General features: G+C 71.5%; 9 protein-coding genes. 6 read left to right on the forward strand and 3 right to left on the reverse strand.

The features are described 5' to 3' along the window. Positions 1–316 precede the first annotated feature (316 nt). On the forward strand, positions 317–1,261 hold the full coding sequence (locus ACWG52_RS12085; protein WP_390138062.1) for a GDP-L-fucose synthase family protein: 945 nt from the start codon (positions 317–319) through the stop codon (positions 1,259–1,261). 22 nt (positions 1,262–1,283) lie between these two features. On the opposite strand, the gene ACWG52_RS12090 is transcribed toward ACWG52_RS12085, so the two are convergent. Continuing rightward, entirely contained in the window at positions 1,284–2,759 is a 1,476-nt protein-coding gene (locus ACWG52_RS12090) for a sugar transferase (protein WP_390138061.1), read from the reverse strand. Between the two features lie 382 nt (positions 2,760–3,141). Between ACWG52_RS12090 and ACWG52_RS12095 the strand changes: the two genes are divergently transcribed. After that, positions 3,142–5,412 carry a M4 family metallopeptidase gene (locus ACWG52_RS12095; RefSeq protein ID WP_390138059.1) on the forward strand — a complete coding sequence of 757 codons (2,271 nt, stop codon included), beginning with the start codon at positions 3,142–3,144 and terminating at the stop codon, positions 5,410–5,412. 107 nt (positions 5,413–5,519) lie between these two features. Here the strand turns inward: ACWG52_RS12095 and ACWG52_RS12100 are convergent, their stop codons facing one another. Beyond that, positions 5,520–6,182: a hypothetical protein gene (locus ACWG52_RS12100; protein WP_389805496.1), complete on the reverse strand. Its 663-nt coding sequence runs from the start codon at positions 6,180–6,182 to the stop codon at positions 5,520–5,522. A 331-nt stretch (positions 6,183–6,513) separates the two neighbouring features. Continuing rightward, entirely contained in the window at positions 6,514–9,150 is a 2,637-nt protein-coding gene (gene glgP, locus ACWG52_RS12105; RefSeq protein ID WP_390138056.1) for an alpha-glucan family phosphorylase, read from the reverse strand. Positions 9,151–9,823: 673 nt separating this feature from the next. Between glgP and ACWG52_RS12110 the strand changes: the two genes are divergently transcribed. From ACWG52_RS12110 to glgB, 4 genes are all read left to right on the forward strand, one after another. After that, positions 9,824–11,818, forward strand: a complete 1,995-nt coding sequence (locus ACWG52_RS12110) for an alpha-1,4-glucan--maltose-1-phosphate maltosyltransferase (RefSeq protein ID WP_389805502.1) — start codon at positions 9,824–9,826, stop codon at positions 11,816–11,818. Further along, on the forward strand, positions 11,815–13,533 hold the full coding sequence (treS, locus tag ACWG52_RS12115; protein ID WP_030720738.1) for a maltose alpha-D-glucosyltransferase: 1,719 nt from the start codon (positions 11,815–11,817) through the stop codon (positions 13,531–13,533). The genes ACWG52_RS12110 and treS overlap by 4 nt, the downstream gene beginning before the upstream one ends. A gap of 155 nt (positions 13,534–13,688) precedes the next feature. Then, positions 13,689–15,134 (forward strand): maltokinase N-terminal cap-like domain-containing protein, encoded by a 1,446-nt coding sequence (locus tag ACWG52_RS12120; RefSeq protein WP_389805505.1) that lies wholly within the window; start codon positions 13,689–13,691, stop codon positions 15,132–15,134. After that, positions 15,131–17,425 (forward strand): 1,4-alpha-glucan branching enzyme, encoded by a 2,295-nt coding sequence (gene glgB, locus ACWG52_RS12125; protein WP_389805508.1) that lies wholly within the window; start codon positions 15,131–15,133, stop codon positions 17,423–17,425. Before ACWG52_RS12120 ends, glgB begins: the two co-directional genes overlap by 4 nt. Position 17,426 lies beyond the last annotated feature (1 nt).

Raw genomic sequence — 17,426 nt, forward strand, 5'->3', positions numbered from 1 at the left:
GTTACCGTACACGGCCGCCCCCGGGCTGCCCCGGCAGGGCGGACGCCCCTGCCCGGAGCGGACGCGGTCCGGGCCGCTCCCGGTTCCGGAGCCGGCCGGGATCCCGGCCGACCCGGCGGTCGGGTGCCGGCCGCCGGTGGACTGCCGGCGCCGTCGGGCCCGCCGGATGTCGGTCGGTGAACGGCTCCTGGCCGCCGCCCGCGGCCGGGTCCGCGCCGCCGCCCCGGACCATGGGGTCCGGCGCGGTGGTGCGGGCTCGGGCTCGGGCCGTGGACCACTGCCGCCCCCGCGGGAGCGGACTGGCATCATCGGCGGTATGACAAGTTCGTTGCCGCTCCTGCCCCCGAACGCCCGCGTCTTCGTCGCGGGCCACCGCGGCCTCGTGGGATCCGCGGTCGCCCGGCGGCTCACCGCCGACGGCCATGAGGTGCTGACCCGAGGTCGTGCCGACCTCGACCTGCGCGACGCCGCCGCCACCGCGGCGTACCTGAAGGACGTCCGCCCGGACGCCGTGGTGCTGGCCGCCGCCAAGGTAGGCGGGATCATGGCCAACAGCACGTACCCGGTGCAGTTCCTGGAGGAGAACCTCCAGATCCAGCTCAGCGTGATCGGCGGCGCCCATGCGGCCGGCGTGGGCCGGCTGCTGTTCCTGGGCTCCTCGTGCATCTACCCGAAGCTGGCCCCGCAGCCGATCCGCGAGGACGCCCTGCTGACCGGCCCGCTGGAGCCGACCAACGAGGCCTACGCCCTCGCGAAGATCGCCGGCATCGTCCAGGTCCAGTCGTACCGCAAGCAGTACGGGGCCTCGTACATCTCGGCGATGCCGACGAACCTCTACGGCCCGGGCGACAACTTCGACCTGGAGACCTCGCACGTCCTGCCGGCGCTCGTCCGGCGCTTCCACGAGGCCGCCGCCGAGGGCCGTGACGAGGTCACGCTGTGGGGCTCGGGCACCCCGCGCCGGGAGTTCCTGCACGTGGACGACCTGGCCGCGGCCTGCGCCGTACTGCTGAACTCCTACGACGGCGACGAGCCCGTCAACATCGGCTGCGGCGAGGACCTGACCATCAAGGAACTGGCCGAGACGATCGCCGAGGTGACCGGCTTCCGCGGCGAGCTCGCCTGGGACACGTCCAAGCCGGACGGGACCCCGCGCAAGCTGCTGGACGTGAGCCGCCTGACGTCGCTCGGCTGGAAGCCCGCCGTCCCGCTGCGGGACGGCATCGCCGCCACGTACAAGTGGTGGCGCGAGCAGAGCTGATCGCACAGGCGGCCCGGACCCCTCAGTACGCCCCGCGACCGTCTACGACGGCGCGGAGCGTGCGGCCCATGACGTCGACATCGCTGGTGAAGGACCAGTTGTCGACGTACTGGAGGTCGAGCTGGATGGTTTCGTCCCAGGACAGGTCGGACCTTCCACTGATCTGCCACAACCCCGTCATCCCGGGCCGTACGGTGAGCCGGCGCAGCTCGACCTCGTCGTACTTCGCCACCTCCTCGGGCAGCGGCGGGCGCGGGCCGACCAGCGACATGTCGCCGATCATCACGTTGACGAGCTGCGGGAGCTCGTCCAGCGAGGTACGGCGCAGCAGCCGGCCCACCCGGGTCACCCGGGGGTCGCGGCGCATCTTGAACATCAGCCCGTCGTTCTCGTTGGACCCGGACAGCTCGGCCTTGAGGGCGTCGGCGTCCACGACCATCGTGCGGAACTTCCACATGACGAACGGGACTCCGTCGCGGCCGATCCGCCGCTGCCGGTAGAAGGCCGGGCCGCGCGAGCCCAGACGTATGGCGAGGACGATCCCCAGGAGGACCGGGGAGAGCAGCAGCAGTCCGGCCGCGGCTCCGACCCGGTCCAGGGCCGACTTGAGCAGCGTCTGCACCCCGCGGCTGACGGGCGGCGCCACCCGCAGCACGGCGAGCCCGCCCGCGGACAGGGTCTCCAGCCGCTTGACGGAGACCTCCACCAACCCGGGGAAGACCGCGAGTTCCAGGCCCGTGTCGTGCAGGGCCCAGGCGATGCGGCGCAGCCGCTCCCCCGTGATCCGCACGCCGGGGGCCACCAGCACCAGGTCGGCGTGGTGGCTGGCGACGGCGCCGAGCACGGCCGCGGAGTCGCCGTTCGGGGCCTCGGGTGCCGTTCCGTCGAGCCGCGCCGCCACGGGTACCCCGCTGGCGAGCGGCCCGGCACCGACCGGGACCACGCCGACGACGACGTACGGGTGGTCGGTGCGGGCGGCGAGGTGTGCGATGACGTCCTCGGCCGCGTCGGGCTCGCCGACGACGAGGACCCGGCTGACGGCCTGGGCCTCGCGGCGGGCGGCCGACAGGTGGCGGTAGGTCAGTTTGTGGACGGCGACGGTGATGAGCAGAGCGGGCAGCAGGGCCCCGAGCGCGGACAGTCGGGGGGTGGCCTCTTCGGTCACCACGCGCGCCACGGCCAGTACGCCGATGAGAATCAGCCAGTCATGGACGACCGGCAGTACGCCGCGGGACTCCCCGAGCGTCCGGGTCGCGTAGCGCCGGCGCAGCGCCTGCACCCCGGTCCACGCCACGGCGGCGGCCAGGGCACAGTAGACGGGCCGGACCTGCTGCGCCGCGTCGAAGACGAGTCCAACCGGGATCGCGGCGCCGAGGAAGTCGGCGGCGATTGCGGCCGGGCGGTACCAACGGGCCTTGTCCCCGAGGCGCCGCGCGGGCGCAAGGGACTCCCGGGCCGCTCGGGCCACTCTTTGCGCAGGAATATGGACATGCCTCATGGGCCCCCCTGGCACGTGGTCTATGACAGTGGCAGGTGTCCATGGCTTCCCCTGGCAACGAACATCTGCCGCACCGGGAAACAGTACGACAAACACCCGTACGGTAAATGCCGTTTGGGTCAACGCAGCCTCTTGTTGCGCAAGTGTTAGCAACCGGTACCAGGCGTTCCGCATGCCGAAAGGCCCAGGAAGCACACGAAGGTGAATGGTCCGGATAGCGGATACGTATCTTCGGACAACGGACCGTTTCCGGCCAACCTTTTGACGCGGCCCTGACATCTGCCGCTGCGAGTGGCAATCTTCGACCGTTCATCGCACCAGCCCTGTTCTGCCCGGAGGCCCACCCAGCCATCCGGAACCCCCCTTGCAGAAGGAGTCTGCGTTGAGGTCCACCCCCCAGAGGCGTGCCACCGCTGCCGGCGCGCTCGTTGCCGCGGCAGCCCTGCTCGCCGTAGGTGTACAGGCCGGCACCGCGACCGCCGACGCCACCGCGTCGCAGGCCTCCAAGGCCGCCCAGCCCAACCCGGGCGCGGCCAACCGCGCACTCAGCGCCTCGGAGCGTGCGACGCTCCTGGCCGATGCCAACTCGACCACCGTGCAGGCCGCCAAGGCGCTCGGCCTCGGCAGTGGCGAGAAGCTCGTCGTCCGCGACGTTGTCCAGGATGCGGACGGCACCACGCACACCACCTACGAGCGCACCTACGACGGACTGCCCGTCCTCGGTGGTGACCTCACCGTCCACGCCAAGGACGGCGTCACCAAGAGTGTGACGAAGGCGACCAACCACGAGATCAAGGTCGCCGACACCAGCGCCACCGTGACGCCGGCGGCCGCCGAGAGCCAGGCCGTCTCCGCCGCGAGCGCCGAGGGCTCCAAGGAGGCCAAGCCCTCCAAGAACGCCCGCAAGGTGATCTGGGCGGCCGAGGGCGCGCCGGTCCTCGCGTTCGAGACCGTCGTCGGCGGCCTCCAGCACGACGGCACGCCGAACGAGCTCCACGTGGTGACCAACGCCAAGACCGGCGCCAAGATCACCGAGTGGCAGGCCATCGAGACCGGCACCGGCAACACGATGTACAGCGGCCAGGTGACCCTCGGGACCACCCAGTCGGGCAGCACCTGGAACCTGACCGACGCCGCGCGCGGCAACCACAAGACGTACAACCTCAACCGTGGCTCCGGCTCCGGCACCGGCACGCTCTTCTCCGGCCCGGACGACGTCTGGGGCAACGGCACCGCCGCCAACCTGGAGACCGCCGCCGCGGACGCGCACTACGGCGCCGCCGTCACGTGGGACTACTACAAGAACGTGCACGGCCGCAACGGCCTGCGCAACGACGGCGTGGCCCCGTACACCCGGGTCCACTACGGCAACGCCTACGTCAACGCGTTCTGGAGCGACTCCTGCTTCTGCATGACGTACGGCGACGGCGAGGGCAACAACAAGCCGCTCACCTCCACCGACGTGGCCGCGCACGAGATGACCCACGGTCTGACCTCGGTCACCGGCAACATGACCTACAGCGGTGAGCCCGGCGGTCTGAACGAGGCGACCTCCGACATCATGGCGGCGGCCGTCGAGTTCTACGCCAACAACCCGCAGGACGTCGGCGACTACCTGGTCGGCGAGAAGATCGACATCAACGGCGACGGCACCCCGCTGCGCTACATGGACAAGCCCAGCAAGGACGGCTCGTCCAAGGACAGCTGGTACTCGGGCATCGGTGGCATCGACGTCCACTACTCCTCGGGCCCGGCCAACCACTGGTACTACCTGGCCTCCGAGGGCTCCGGCGCCAAGGTCATCAACGGCGTGAGCTACAACTCGCCGACCGCGGACGGCCTGCCCGTCACCGCGATCGGCCGTGACGCCGCCTCGAAGATCTGGTTCCGTGCGCTGACGGTCGGCTACTTCAAGTCGAACACCAACTACGCCGACGCCCGCGTCCAGACGCTGAAGGCCGCCGCCGACCTCTACGGTCAGGGCTCGACCATCTACAACAACGTCGCCAACGCGTGGGCCGGCATCGCCGTCGGATCCCGCATCTCCAACGGCGTCTCGGTCACCCCGATCGCCAACCAGAGCACCGTCACGGGCAGCGCGGTGAGCCTGCAGGTCCAGGCCACCAGCACGAACCCGGGTGCGCTGAGCTACGCGGCGACCGGCCTGCCGGCCGGCCTGTCGATCAACGCCTCCAACGGCCTGATCTCGGGCACCGCCACCACCGCGGGCACGTCCAACGTGACCGTCACGGTGACCGACTCGCAGAACCAGACCGGCACCGCGGCGTTCACCTGGACGGTCGGCACCACGCAGCCGAGCGTCTTCGAGAACACCACGGACTACCAGATCGCGGACAACGCGACCGTCGAGTCCCCGATCAACGTGACGCGATCGGGCAACGCCCCGAGCGCCCTCAAGGTGGACGTGAACATCGTCCACACCTACGTCGGTGACCTGGTCGTCGACCTGGTCGCCCCCGACGGCAGCGTCTACAACCTGCGCAACCGCACCGGCGGCAGCGCGGACAACATCGTCCAGCAGTTCACCGTGAACGCCTCCTCCGAGGTCGCGAACGGCACCTGGAAGCTCCGCGTCCGGGACGCCGCCAGCCTGGACACCGGCTACATCAACAGCTGGAAGCTCACCTTCTGACCCTTGCGGGGCAGGGTGAACGCCGGCTGAGCAGATAGACACGGGGCCGCCCGGGAGGAATCCTCCCCGGGCGGCCCTGTTCCATGGGCGCCTGCGCGGCCGGGACCTCAGGCCCCGGGGCGGCCCAGGGCACGGAAGATGGCGGTGAGGAGGTTCTCCTCCTCTTCCTCCTCGTCCTCGGGGGCCTGGTTCTGGTTCTGGTTCTGGTCGGGCCGTCCCGGCCAGGTGCCGTTCCCGCCCGTACCGCCGTTCCCGCCCGTACCGTCGTTGCCGCCGTTGCCGCCGTCGGTCTGGTCCTCGTCGTCGCGCGACTGGTCGTCCCGGCCCGGCCAGGTGCCGTTCCCACCGTTCCCGCCGGTGCCGCCGTTGCCTCCGGTACCGCCGTTGTCGCCCCGGCCCGCGTCCGCCTCGTCCACCGGCTTGAAGTAGACCGAGACGACCTCCACCCGCTTCGCGTTCTCCCCCGGCTTCAGCACCTTCTCCGCCTCGCCGTCGCAGCCCCGGTTGTCGAAGAGGACCGCCAGCGACTCCGTGTCGTTGCGCACCTCGATGGCGGGCTCGTCGCGGGAGGTGCGCGTCAGCAGGTAGCAGGTGTCGTTGTCGGCGGGCCGGATCTGGCCTCTCCTCTCGGTGCCGGCCGCGTCGAGGTAGCGGTAGTGCAGGGTGCCGAGGGCGCGTTCGCCGTGGTCGTCGGCCATCGACGGCCCGGCGGTGGGCAGGGCGAGCGCGAGAGCGCCGACGAACGCGGCGGCGGTCGAGCGAAGACGCATGGGGGAGTCCGTTCCTCGGGTTGCTCGGGTTCCGCGGATACCGGTCCGGTGGCATCCTCGGGCAGCGTAGGAGCGCAGGAGCCCGCCGAATCGATTCGGCATGCCCAGTACGTTCGAAGGTTCACCCGTGAGGTCCCCGCCGTACGGCCCTGCGCACGGTCTCCCCGCGCACGGCCTCGGTCGCGGCCGAGACGGATCGGCGCGGTGGACGGCGGGGGGCAGGTGGAGGTGATCCCGGCCCTGCGCAGCGTCGAGCGGGCCGGGATGCTCGTGGAGGGCGAGCGGCCGGTGGATCCGCCGCCCGCCCCCTGAAGCGGTACCGCCACGGTGCCTACCGCAGCAGGACCCCGCCGCCCGCGTCCGTCTCCACCGGGGCCGCGACCAGGCCCAGTTCCGCCGGGGTCGCCAGCAGCGGGTGCGCGGGCAGGATGCGCACCGTGTAGCCGAAGGGCCCCGTACGGTCGAGGGCGAGCGGGCCCTCGTACACCCAGCGGCCCTCCAGATCGGGCCCCGCGGCCGGCTTGAGCGGGAAGCTCCGCCCGTCCCGGATCACGTCCTGCGGGTCGACCCGGCCGCCGAAGGCCTGGACCTCCACGTCCTCGGGGGTGAGGGTGTCCAGAGCCACCTGCACGCGCAGGGTGAGGGTGGCGCCCAGTTCGGCGGTGCCGCCCACCGGAACCGCGGCCAGCGTCTCCACGTGTTCGACGGAGACCCGCGGCCAGGCCGCCCGGACCCGGCCCTTCCACCAGGCGAGGTCGCGCGCCGCCGCGGCGTCCAGGGCCCGGTGGGCGAGCGCGGCCGGCGTGTACAGCCGCTCCACGTACTCCCGGACCATGCGCCCGGCGAGCACCTTCGGCCCCAGCGAGACGAGCGTGCGCCGGACCATCTCGATCCACCGCACCGGGAGCCCGGTGCGTCCGACCCGGTCGTAGAAGCGGGGCGCGACCCGGTTCTCGATCAGCTCGTAGAGGGCGGTGGCCTCCAGGTGGTCGCGCCGGTCCTCGTCCGCGCCGAGCCCGTCGGCGGTCGGGATGGCCCAGCCGAAGTCCGGCTCGAACCACTCGTCCCACCAGCCGTCGAGGACGGAGAGGTTGAGGCAGCCGTTCAGCGCGGCCTTCATCCCGCTCGTGCCGCAGGCCTCCAGGGGCCGCAGCGGGTTGTTCAGCCAGACGTCGCAGCCCGGGTAGAGCTTCTGCGCCATGGCCATGCCGTAGTCGGGCAGGAAGACGATCCGGTGGCGCACCCTCGGGTCGTCCGCGAAGCGCACCAGTTCCTGCACGAGCCGCTTCCCGCCGTCGTCGGCCGGATGCGCCTTGCCCGCGACCACGATCTGCACCGGCCGCTCCGGGTCGAGGAGCAGCCTGCGCAGCCGCTCCGGGTCGCGCAGCATCAGCGTCAGCCGCTTGTACGAGGGCACGCGCCGGGCGAAGCCGATGGTCAGGACGTCCGGGTCGAGTACGGAGTCCACCCAGCCCAGCTCGGCCGCGGCGGCGCCGCGCTGGCGCCACGAGGCCCGCAGTCGGTCCCGTACCTCCTGCACCAGCTGCTCGCGCAGCACCCGCCGCAGGTCCCACACGTCCTGGTCCGGGATCTCGGCGACCGCGTCCCAGCGCGGGGAGCCGCCGACCGACAGGGCGTCCTCGGTGCGGCCCGCGCCGATCTGACGGGCGCCGAGCCGGACCACCTCGGGGGCGACCCAGGTGGGGGCGTGCACCCCGTTGGTCACGGAGGTGATGGGTACGTCGGCCGGGTCGAAGCCGGGCCACAGCCCGGCGAACATCTCCCGGCTGACCGCGCCGTGCAGGGTGGACACCCCGTTGGCCCGCTGGGCCAGGCGCAGGCCCATCACGGCCATGTTGAACACGCCGGGGTCGCCGCCGGGATAGGTCTCCGCGCCCAGTTCCAGGATCCGCTCGACGGGTACGCCGGCCAGTTCCCCGCCCTCCCCGAAGTGCCGGGCGACCAGGGCCCGCTCGAAGCGGTCGATCCCGGCCGGGACGGGGGTGTGCGTGGTGAACACGGTTCCGGCGCGCACCGCCTCGACGGCGGCGTCGAAGCCGAGGCCCTGCTCCCGCTCCAGTTCCCTTATGCGTTCGAGTCCGAGGAAACCGGCATGTCCCTCGTTGGTGTGGAAGACCTCGGGGTCGGGGTGGCCGGTGATCCGGCAGTACGCGCGTACCGCGCGCACACCGCCGATGCCGAGCAGCATCTCCTGGAGCAGCCGGTGGTCGCTGCCGCCGCCGTAGAGCCGGTCGGTCACCTCGCGGGCCGCGACGTCGTTGTCCTCGACGTCGGAGTCCAGGAGCAGCAGCGGTACGCGTCCGACGCGGGCCTGCCAGATGTGGGCGTGCAGGGTGCGTCCGCCGGGCATGGTCAGCGAGACGCGGGCGGGGGTGCCGTCGTCCTGGCGGAGCAGGCCGAGCGGGAGTTCGTTGGGGTCGAGGACGGGATAGTGCTCCTGCTGCCAGCCGTCGCGGGAGAGCGACTGGCGGAAGTAGCCGTGGCGGTAGAGCAGGCCCACCCCGATGAGCGGGACGCCGAGGTCGCTGGCGGCCTTGAGGTGGTCCCCGGCGAGGATGCCGAGGCCGCCGGAGTATTGCGGCAGGGCGGCGGTGATGCCGAATTCGGGGGAGAAATAGGCGATGGCGGCGGGTAGTTCCGCGCCCTTCTCCTGGCTCTGGTACCACCTCCCGCCGTTCACGTAGTCATCGAGGTCGGCGGCGGCGACGGCGAGTCGGCGCAGGAACCGGCGGTCCGCGGCCAGTTCGGCGAGCCGGGCCGCGGAGACGGCGCCGAGCAGCCGGACGGGATCGCCGCCGGCGGCCTGCCAGCCCTCGGGGTCGACGGATTGGAAGAGTTCACGGGTCTCGGAATGCCACGACCAGCGCAGATTGCGCGCGAGGTCGGTGAGCGGCAGCAGGGGCTCCGGGAGGACGGGGCGCACGGTGAATCGACGGATAGCCTTCACACGTTCCACCTTCGCAGGGGATTGCGGATCGGAGCGGGCTCACCACGCTGTGCACCCGCGCATCACCCCCGGAAGGCTAGCGAGGACGGTCCTCCTCCGACAGGTCACCCGGGGGCGAACGCCGCCTCCCGGGCCGCCGGGCGCCGATCGATCGGCGTGACGTCCGGGAACACCTGTCGCATCGTCGCCCGTATGAACGAGGCGGGTGAACGAGACGGTGCGCGCGGTGCCGGAGCGGATCGGGGCCTTCCTCCTCAGGACGGGGCGCGCGGGGCCCGTGGGGCGGGTGGTTCCCGACCCGTCCACGCCCGGGATCCACGCCGCGTGCGCCCGTACGTCACCTGGTTCCGGCCGACTTGACGGAGCCTCGGTGGATGTCGAGCCGGGGCTTGGTATTGCCCGTGCCACTACGTACGAGTAGTTAACCGAGCACCCGGGTTGGGCGGGGTGATAGTGGGAAGGGCTCCCCGGGTACACGCGTACACGCACGGCGCCTCCGCCCACAAACCCTCTCCCCGCCACCCGAGTGAACGCGGACAGGAGCGGCCATGCCCGCAGCCCAGCCGTCCACTGAGCGGCTAGAAACAGAGCGAACAGAGCGTGCACTACCAGCCGTGATTCCGGCTGGCCTGTTGTCACCGAGCCCTGCGAACTGCCCCCAGGTGATCCCATCATGATCGGTCGCATTCCCGTGCTGGACGTCCGCCCCGCCGTCGACTGCGGCGCCAGACCCGCAAAGGCGGTCGTGGACGAGGTCTTCGAGATCTCCGCCACCGTGTTCCGTGAAGGACACGACGCCGTCGCCGCCCACCTCGTCCTGCGTGATCCGGGCGGGCGGCTGCGGGCCCCCGTGCCGCTGAGCGAACTCGCCCCCGGCACCGACCGGTGGGGGACCAAGATCTCCGTCGACGTCGAGGGGAGGTGGACGTACACCGTCGAGGCGTGGAGCGATCCGGTCGCCACGTGGCGGGCCCATGCCGCGATCAAGATCCCGGCCGGGATCGACACCGGTCTCATGCTGCTGGAGGGCGCGGAGCTCTACGAGCGGGCCGGGGCCCGGATCCCCAAGCGGGACGGGCGCGAGGCCGTCCTGGTCGCCGCCGGCACCATGCGCGACGAGGACCTGCCCGTCGCCGAACGGTACGAGGCCGCCCTCGATCCGGCCGTGGACGCCGCGTTCGCCCGGCGCCCGTACCGGGAGCTGGTCACCGCCTCCAAGCCCCTGCCGCTCCTGGTGGAGCGCAAGCGGGCCCTCTTCGGTTCCTGGTACGAGATGTTCCCGCGCTCCGAGGGTGCGGTGCTGGAGCCCGGTGAGGCCCCGGTCAGCGGGACCTTCCGGACCGCCGCCGAGCGGCTGCCGGCGATCGCCGCGATGGGCTTCGACGTGGTCTACCTGCCGCCGATCCACCCGATCGGGTCCACCTACCGCAAGGGTCCGAACAACACTCTTTCCGCCGGTAGTTGGGACCCGGGCGTGCCGTGGGCCATCGGTTCCACCGAGGGCGGCCACGACGCGGTCCACCCGGAGCTCGGCACCATCGAGGACTTCGACGCCTTCGTCGGGCGTGCCCGCGAGCTGGGCATGGAGATCGCGCTGGACTTCGCCCTGCAGTGCTCCCCCGACCACCCGTGGGTCGAGAAGCACCCGGAGTGGTTCCGTCACCGGGCGGACGGGACGATCGCGTACGCCGAGAACCCGCCGAAGAAGTACCAGGACATCTATCCGATCCACTTCGACACGGACATGGCCGGCCTCGTCAAGGAGACCTGCCGGATCCTGCGGTACTGGATGGAGCACGGTGTCCGGATCTTCCGGGTCGACAATCCGCACACCAAGCCGGTCGTCTTCTGGCAGAAGGTGATCGCGGACATCAACAAGTCGGACCCGGACGTGATCTTCCTGGCGGAGGCGTTCACCCGGCCCGCGATGATGCGGGCGCTGGCCGCCGTCGGCTTCCAGCAGTCGTACACCTACTTCACCTGGCGCAACACCAAGGCCGAGCTGACCGAGTACCTGACCGAGCTGGCGGACACCCCGTCCGCCTCGGTCATGCGGCCGAACTTCTTCGTCAACACCCCGGACATCCTGCACGAGTACCTGCAGCACGGAGGCCGCCCCGCCTTCGAGGTCCGGGCCGTCCTGGCCGCCACCCTCTCCCCGGCCTGGGGGGTCTACGCGGGCTACGAGCTCTGCGAGAACACCCCGGTGCGCGAGGGCAGCGAGGAGTACCTGAACTCCGAGAAGTACGAGTTCCGGCCGCGCGACTGGGCCGCCGCCGATCGCTCCGGCGAGACGATCGCCCCGCTGATCACCTCCCTGAACCGGCTGCGCCGGCGCAACCCCGCGCTCCAGCAGCTGCGCGACATCCACTTCCACTCGACCGACAACGAACAGGTGATCGCCTATTCGAAGCACGCCGGAGCCAATTCCGTACTGGTGGTCGTCAACCTCGATCCGCACCACACCCAGGAGGCGACGGTGTCGTTGGACATGCCGGTACTCGGCCTCGACTGGCACGGGTCCCTCGCGGTGCGCGACGAGCTCACCGGCGAGACCTATCACTGGGGCAGGGCGAACTACGTGCGCCTAGAGCCGGGCCGTACGCCCGCGCACGTACTGGCCGCTCTGCGACCGTCCCCGCCCACCGGAGGGTCACCCACCACATGATGATCAACGATCCCGTCCACGACACCTTCGAGGACACCCCCGCCAAGGACCGCGATCCCGACTGGTTCAAGCGGGCGGTCTTCTACGAGGTCCTCGTCCGCTCCTTCCACGACAGCAACGGCGACGGCGTCGGCGACCTCAAGGGGCTCACCAGCAAACTGGACTACCTCCAGTGGCTCGGTGTCGACTGCCTGTGGCTGCCGCCGTTCTTCGCCTCACCCCTGCGCGACGGGGGTTACGACGTCGCCGACTACACCTCCGTGCTCCCCGAGTTCGGCGACCTCGCCGACTTCGTGGAGTTCGTGGACGCCGCGCACACCCGCGGCATGCGGGTGATCATCGACTTCGTCATGAACCACACGAGCGATCAGCACGAGTGGTTCCAGCAGTCGCGCAAGGACCCGGACGGTCCGTACGGCGACTACTACATGTGGGCCGACAACGACAAGCAGTACCAGGACGCCCGCATCATCTTCGTCGACACCGAGACCTCCAACTGGACGTACGACCCGGTACGCAAGCAGTACTACTGGCACAGATTCTTCTCCCACCAGCCGGACCTCAACTACGAGAACCCGGCCGTGGTGGAGGAGATCGTCTCCGCGCTGCGCTTCTGGCTCGACCTCGGCATCGACGGCTTCCGCCTCGACGCGGTGCCCTACCTGTACGCCGAGGAGGGCACCAACTGCGAGAACCTGCCCCGCACCCACCAGCTCCTCAAGCGGGTCCGGGCCGAGATCGACGCGCACTACCCGGACACCGTGCTGCTCGCCGAGGCCAACCAGTGGCCCGAGGACGTCGTCGACTACTTCGGCGACTACGAGAAGGGCGGGGACGAGTGCCACATGGCCTTCCACTTCCCCGTCATGCCACGCATCTTCATGGCCGTGCGAAGAGAGTCCCGCTACCCCGTCTCCGAAATCCTGGCCAAGACCCCGGCGATCCCGGACCGCTGCCAGTGGGGCATCTTCCTGCGCAACCACGACGAGCTCACCCTCGAAATGGTCACGGACGAAGAGCGCGACTACATGTACGCCGAGTACGCCAAGGACCCGCGGATGCGGGCCAACATCGGCATCCGGCGCCGGCTCGCGCCGCTCCTGGACAACGACCGCAAGCAGATGGAGCTGTTCACGGCCCTGCTGCTGTCGCTGCCCGGCTCGCCGGTGCTCTACTACGGCGACGAGATCGGCATGGGCGACAACATCTGGCTGGGCGACCGCGACGGCGTCCGCACGCCGATGCAGTGGACCCCGGACCGCAACGCCGGTTTCTCCTCGTGCGATCCGGGCAGGCTGAACCTGCCGGTCATCATGGATCCCGTCTACGGGTACCGGGTCACCAACGTCGAGGCCGCGATGTCCTCGCCCTCCTCGCTGCTGCACTGGACCCGTCGACTGATCGAGGTCCGCAAGGCGAACCCGGCCTTCGGACTCGGCTCGTACACCGAACTGCCGTCGTCGAACCCGGCGGTGCTCGCGTTCCTGCGGGAGCACGGGGACGACCTGGTCCTGTGCGTGCACAACTTCTCGCGCTTCGCGCAGCCCACCGAGCTCGATCTGCGGTCGTTCAACGGGCGGGTCCCGGTGGAGCTCACGGGTGATGTGCGCTTCCCGCCGATCGGCGAGTGGCCGTACCTGCTGACCCTGGCGGGACACGGCTTCTACTGGTTCCGGCTGCGGGCCGAACAGCGCGTCGACAAACGCGCGAAGTAGCGGGCCGAGGACGGGGCGGGCAGCTCGAATGGGTCAATCGCCCGCCCCTGTACGGACCATCCTGACCCGACACTCGCACATGCCGGAGAAGCAACTGCCGCGCATCCGGGACACTCTGCGCATTCTGTGACGGCCCGGGGAAAGGACGCGACGCCATGTCGGAGGCTGCATCCGCCCGGAGCCGGCTGACGGCCGACCGGGCCGCCGGGATCGCTCCACTGGAGCCGATGCTGAGGGCCTGGCTGCCCGCACAGCGCTGGTTCGCGGGCAAGGGCCGCACCATCAGCAGGCTCAGGACCGTATCGGCGGCCGAGCTGCTGCCGCCGGGGTCCACCCCCGGACTGCTCCACCTGCTCCTCGACGTGGACGGGGACTGCTACCAGCTGCTGCTGGGCATCCGCCCGTCCCTGCCACCCGCCCTCGCACCCACCCTGATCGGCCATGCCGAGGACGGGCCGTACGCGGGCCGGGCGGTCTACGAGGCGCTGGGCGACCCCCGGCTCGCGGCCATGCTGCTGGAGCGGCTGCGCTCCCCCGGGGCGCTCGGCCCGCTGCGCTTCGACCGGGACCCGACCACGCCGATCCCGGCGGGGCTCACCCCCCGGCCGATCTCCGGGGAGCAGACGAACTCCTCCCTCATCTACGGAGATTCGTTCATCCTGAAGGTCTTCCGCCGGGTCGGCCCCGGCGTCAACCCGGACCTGGAACTGCCCAGGGCGCTGGCCGCCGCCGGCTGCACCCGGGTCCCGGCCCCCGTCGCCTGGTACGAGGCCGTGCCGCCCGGCAGCGAACCGCTGACCCTGGGCGTGCTCCAGCCGTACCTGCGCGGCTCCGACGACGGCTGGCAGCTCGCGCTGCGCCGGCTCGGCGCCGGGGCCGACTTCACCGCCGAGGCGCACGCGCTCGGCCGGGCCACCGCCGAGGTGCACAGCGCGCTGGCCTCGGCGCTGCCCACGGTCGCGCTCGGCCCGGAGCAGACCGCCCGGCTCGCGGCGGGGATGACGGCCCGGCTGGCCGCCACCGCCCGCGAGGTGGCGGCGCTGCGGCCCTACGAGGCGGGGCTGCGGGGCGCCTTCGACGCGCTGGCCGCCTCCCGGGGGGCGGGGGTGCCCGCCCAGCGGATCCACGGGGACCTCCATCTGGGTCAGACCCTGCGCACCCTCGACGGCAGCTGGTCGTTGATCGATTTCGAGGGCGAGCCGGCCCGGCCGTTGGCCGACCGGCGCCGTCCCGAACCGGCGGTGCGCGACATCGCCGGGATACTGCGCTCCTTCGACTACGCGGCCCGCTCGCACCGGCCGTTCGCCCCCGCCTGGGCGGACGACTGCCGGGCCGCCTTCTGCGAGGGCTACGCCCGCACCACCGGCCGGGACCCCCGCGAGGACCCCGTGCTGCTGCGGGCGTACGAGACCGACAAGGCGGTGTACGAGGCCCGTTACGAGTCCCGGCACCGTCCCGACTGGCTGCACGTCCCGATGGCCGCGATCCGGCGGCTGTCGGAACCGGTACGGCCCGCCCACCGCGTGCCGCCGACCCCGTCCGCCCCCGGATCCATCTCCCCGCACCCCCACCCGAAGCCCCCGAGGAGGCCGCTCGCGTGAGCGCCGCACGACAGCCGTCACCGACCGTCAGCGACGAAGCCGCACCCGCCCCTGCGCCGGTGAAGAAGGCCCGCGCTCCCCGGGCCCGCCGCGCCACCCCGCCGCGCGGCGTCCGGCCGGCGCCCGCGCTCGGGACCGACGAACGGGCCCGGCTGCTGGAGGGCCGCCACCACGATCCGCACGCGGTGCTGGGGGCACGGGCCCAGCGGGGCGGGGTGGCGTTCCGGGTGCTGCGCCCGTACGCCACGGCGGTCACGGTCGTCGCCAAGGGGCTGCGGGCCGAGCTCCTCGACGACGGGGACGGTCTGTTCTCGGGACTGCTGCCGCTGGCAGAGGTGCCGGAGTACCGGCTGCTGGTCACCTACGACAGCGACGAGATCGAGATCCACGACCCGTACCGGTTCCTGCCCGCCCTCGGCGAGCTGGACCTGCACCTGATCGGCGAGGGCCGCCACGAGGAGCTGTGGACGGCGCTGGGTGCCCAGCCGATGGAGCACCAGGGCGTGGCCGGGACCCGGTTCACGGTGTGGGCGCCGAACGCCCAGGGGGTCCGGGTCACCGGGGACTTCTCGTACTGGGACTCCGTCGCCTACCCGATGCGTTCGCTCGGCTCCACGGGCGTGTGGGAGCTGTTCCTGCCCGGGGTGGGCGCCGGGACGCTCTACAAGTACGACATCACCCGCCCGGACGGCAGCCACACCCTGCGCGCCGACCCGATGGCCCGCTCCGCGGAGGTCCCGCCGGCGAACGCCTCGGTGGTCACCGCCTCGCGGTACGAGTGGCAGGACGCGGCGTGGATGGCCGAACGCGGCGCCCGGCCCCCGCACCAGGCCCCCTTCTCGGTGTACGAGCTGCACCTGGCGTCCTGGCGCCCCGGGCTCTCCTACCGGCAGCTCGCCGAGCAGCTCCCCGCGTACGTCAAGGAACTGGGCTTCACGCACGTGGAGCTGATGCCGGTCGCCGAGCACCCCTTCGGCGGTTCGTGGGGCTACCAGGTCACCGGTTTCTACGCGCCGACCTCGCGGATGGGCACCCCGGACGACTTCCGCTTCCTCGTGGACGCGCTGCACCGGGCCGGGATCGGGGTGATCGTCGACTGGGTGCCCGCGCACTTCCCGCGCGACGACTGGGCCCTCGCGGAGTTCGACGGGCGGCCGCTGTACGAGCACCAGGACCCGCGGCGGGCCGCGCACCCGGACTGGGGCACGCTGGAGTTCGACTACGGCCGCAAGGAGGTCCGTAACTTCCTCGTCGCCAACGCCGTTTACTGGTGCGAGGAGTTCCACGTGGACGGCCTGCGCGTGGACGCGGTGGCCTCGATGCTCTACCTCGACTACTCGCGCAAGGAGGGCGAGTGGTCGCCCAACGAGCACGGCGGTCGGGAGAACCTGGACGCGGTGGCCTTCCTCCAGGAGATGAACGCCACCGTGTACCGGCGCTGCCCGGGGGTGGTGACCATCGCGGAGGAGTCCACGGCGTGGACGGGCGTGACCCGGCCGACGGACGCGGGCGGGCTCGGCTTCGGCCTGAAGTGGAACATGGGCTGGATGCACGACACCTTGCGCTACATGTCGAAGGAGCCGGTGCACCGCAAGTACCACCACCACGACATGACCTTCGGAATGATCTACGCCTTCAGCGAGAACTACGTGCTGCCGATCTCGCACGACGAGGTGGTGCACGGCAAGGGTTCGCTGGTGTCGCGGATGCCCGGGGAGGACTGGTGGCAGCGGCGCGCCGCGCACCGGGCGTACCTCGGCTTCATGTGGGCCCACCCGGGCAAGCAACTGCTCTTCATGGGACAGGAGTTCGCCCAGGGGTCGGAGTGGTCGGAGGTGTACGGGCCGGACTGGTGGCTGCTGGACTCCTCCTACGCGGCGGCCGGTGACCACCGCGGCGTACGGGACCTCGTGCGCGACCTGAACCGCACGTACACGGCGGCGCCCGCCCTGTGGGAGCGGGACACGGTGCCGGAGGGCTTCGCCTGGGTGGAGGCGGACGCCGCGGACGACAACGTCTTCGCGTTCCTGCGCTACGCGCAGGACGGCTCGCAGCTCCTGGCGGTGTCGAACTTCTCGCCCGTGGTCCGGCACGGCTACCGGATCGGGGTGCCCGAGGAGGTGCCGCTGTGGCGGGAGGTGCTCAACACCGACCTGGAGGTCTACGGCGGCAGCGGCATCCACCACACCCAGCCGCTGCGGCCGGAGCCGGTGCCGGCGCAGGGCCGCCCGGCGAGCCTGCGGATGACCCTCCCGCCGCTGGCGACGGTCTGGTTCCGGCCGCAGGGCTGAC

The sequence above is a fragment of the Streptomyces sp. CLCI03 genome, from assembly GCF_053615355.1.

Coding starts and splice junctions, on each gene's coding strand:
- ACWG52_RS12085 (WP_390138062.1), top strand. CDS start 317: ATGACAAGTTCGTTGCCGCTCCTGCCCCCGAACGCCCGCGTCTTCGTC.
- ACWG52_RS12090 (WP_390138061.1), bottom strand. CDS start 2,759: ATGAGGCATGTCCATATTCCTGCGCAAAGAGTGGCCCGAGCGGCCCGG.
- ACWG52_RS12100 (WP_389805496.1), bottom strand. CDS start 6,182: ATGCGTCTTCGCTCGACCGCCGCCGCGTTCGTCGGCGCTCTCGCGCTC.
- ACWG52_RS12110 (WP_389805502.1), top strand. CDS start 9,824: ATGATCGGTCGCATTCCCGTGCTGGACGTCCGCCCCGCCGTCGACTGC.
- treS (WP_030720738.1), top strand. CDS start 11,815: ATGATGATCAACGATCCCGTCCACGACACCTTCGAGGACACCCCCGCC.
- ACWG52_RS12120 (WP_389805505.1), top strand. CDS start 13,689: ATGTCGGAGGCTGCATCCGCCCGGAGCCGGCTGACGGCCGACCGGGCC.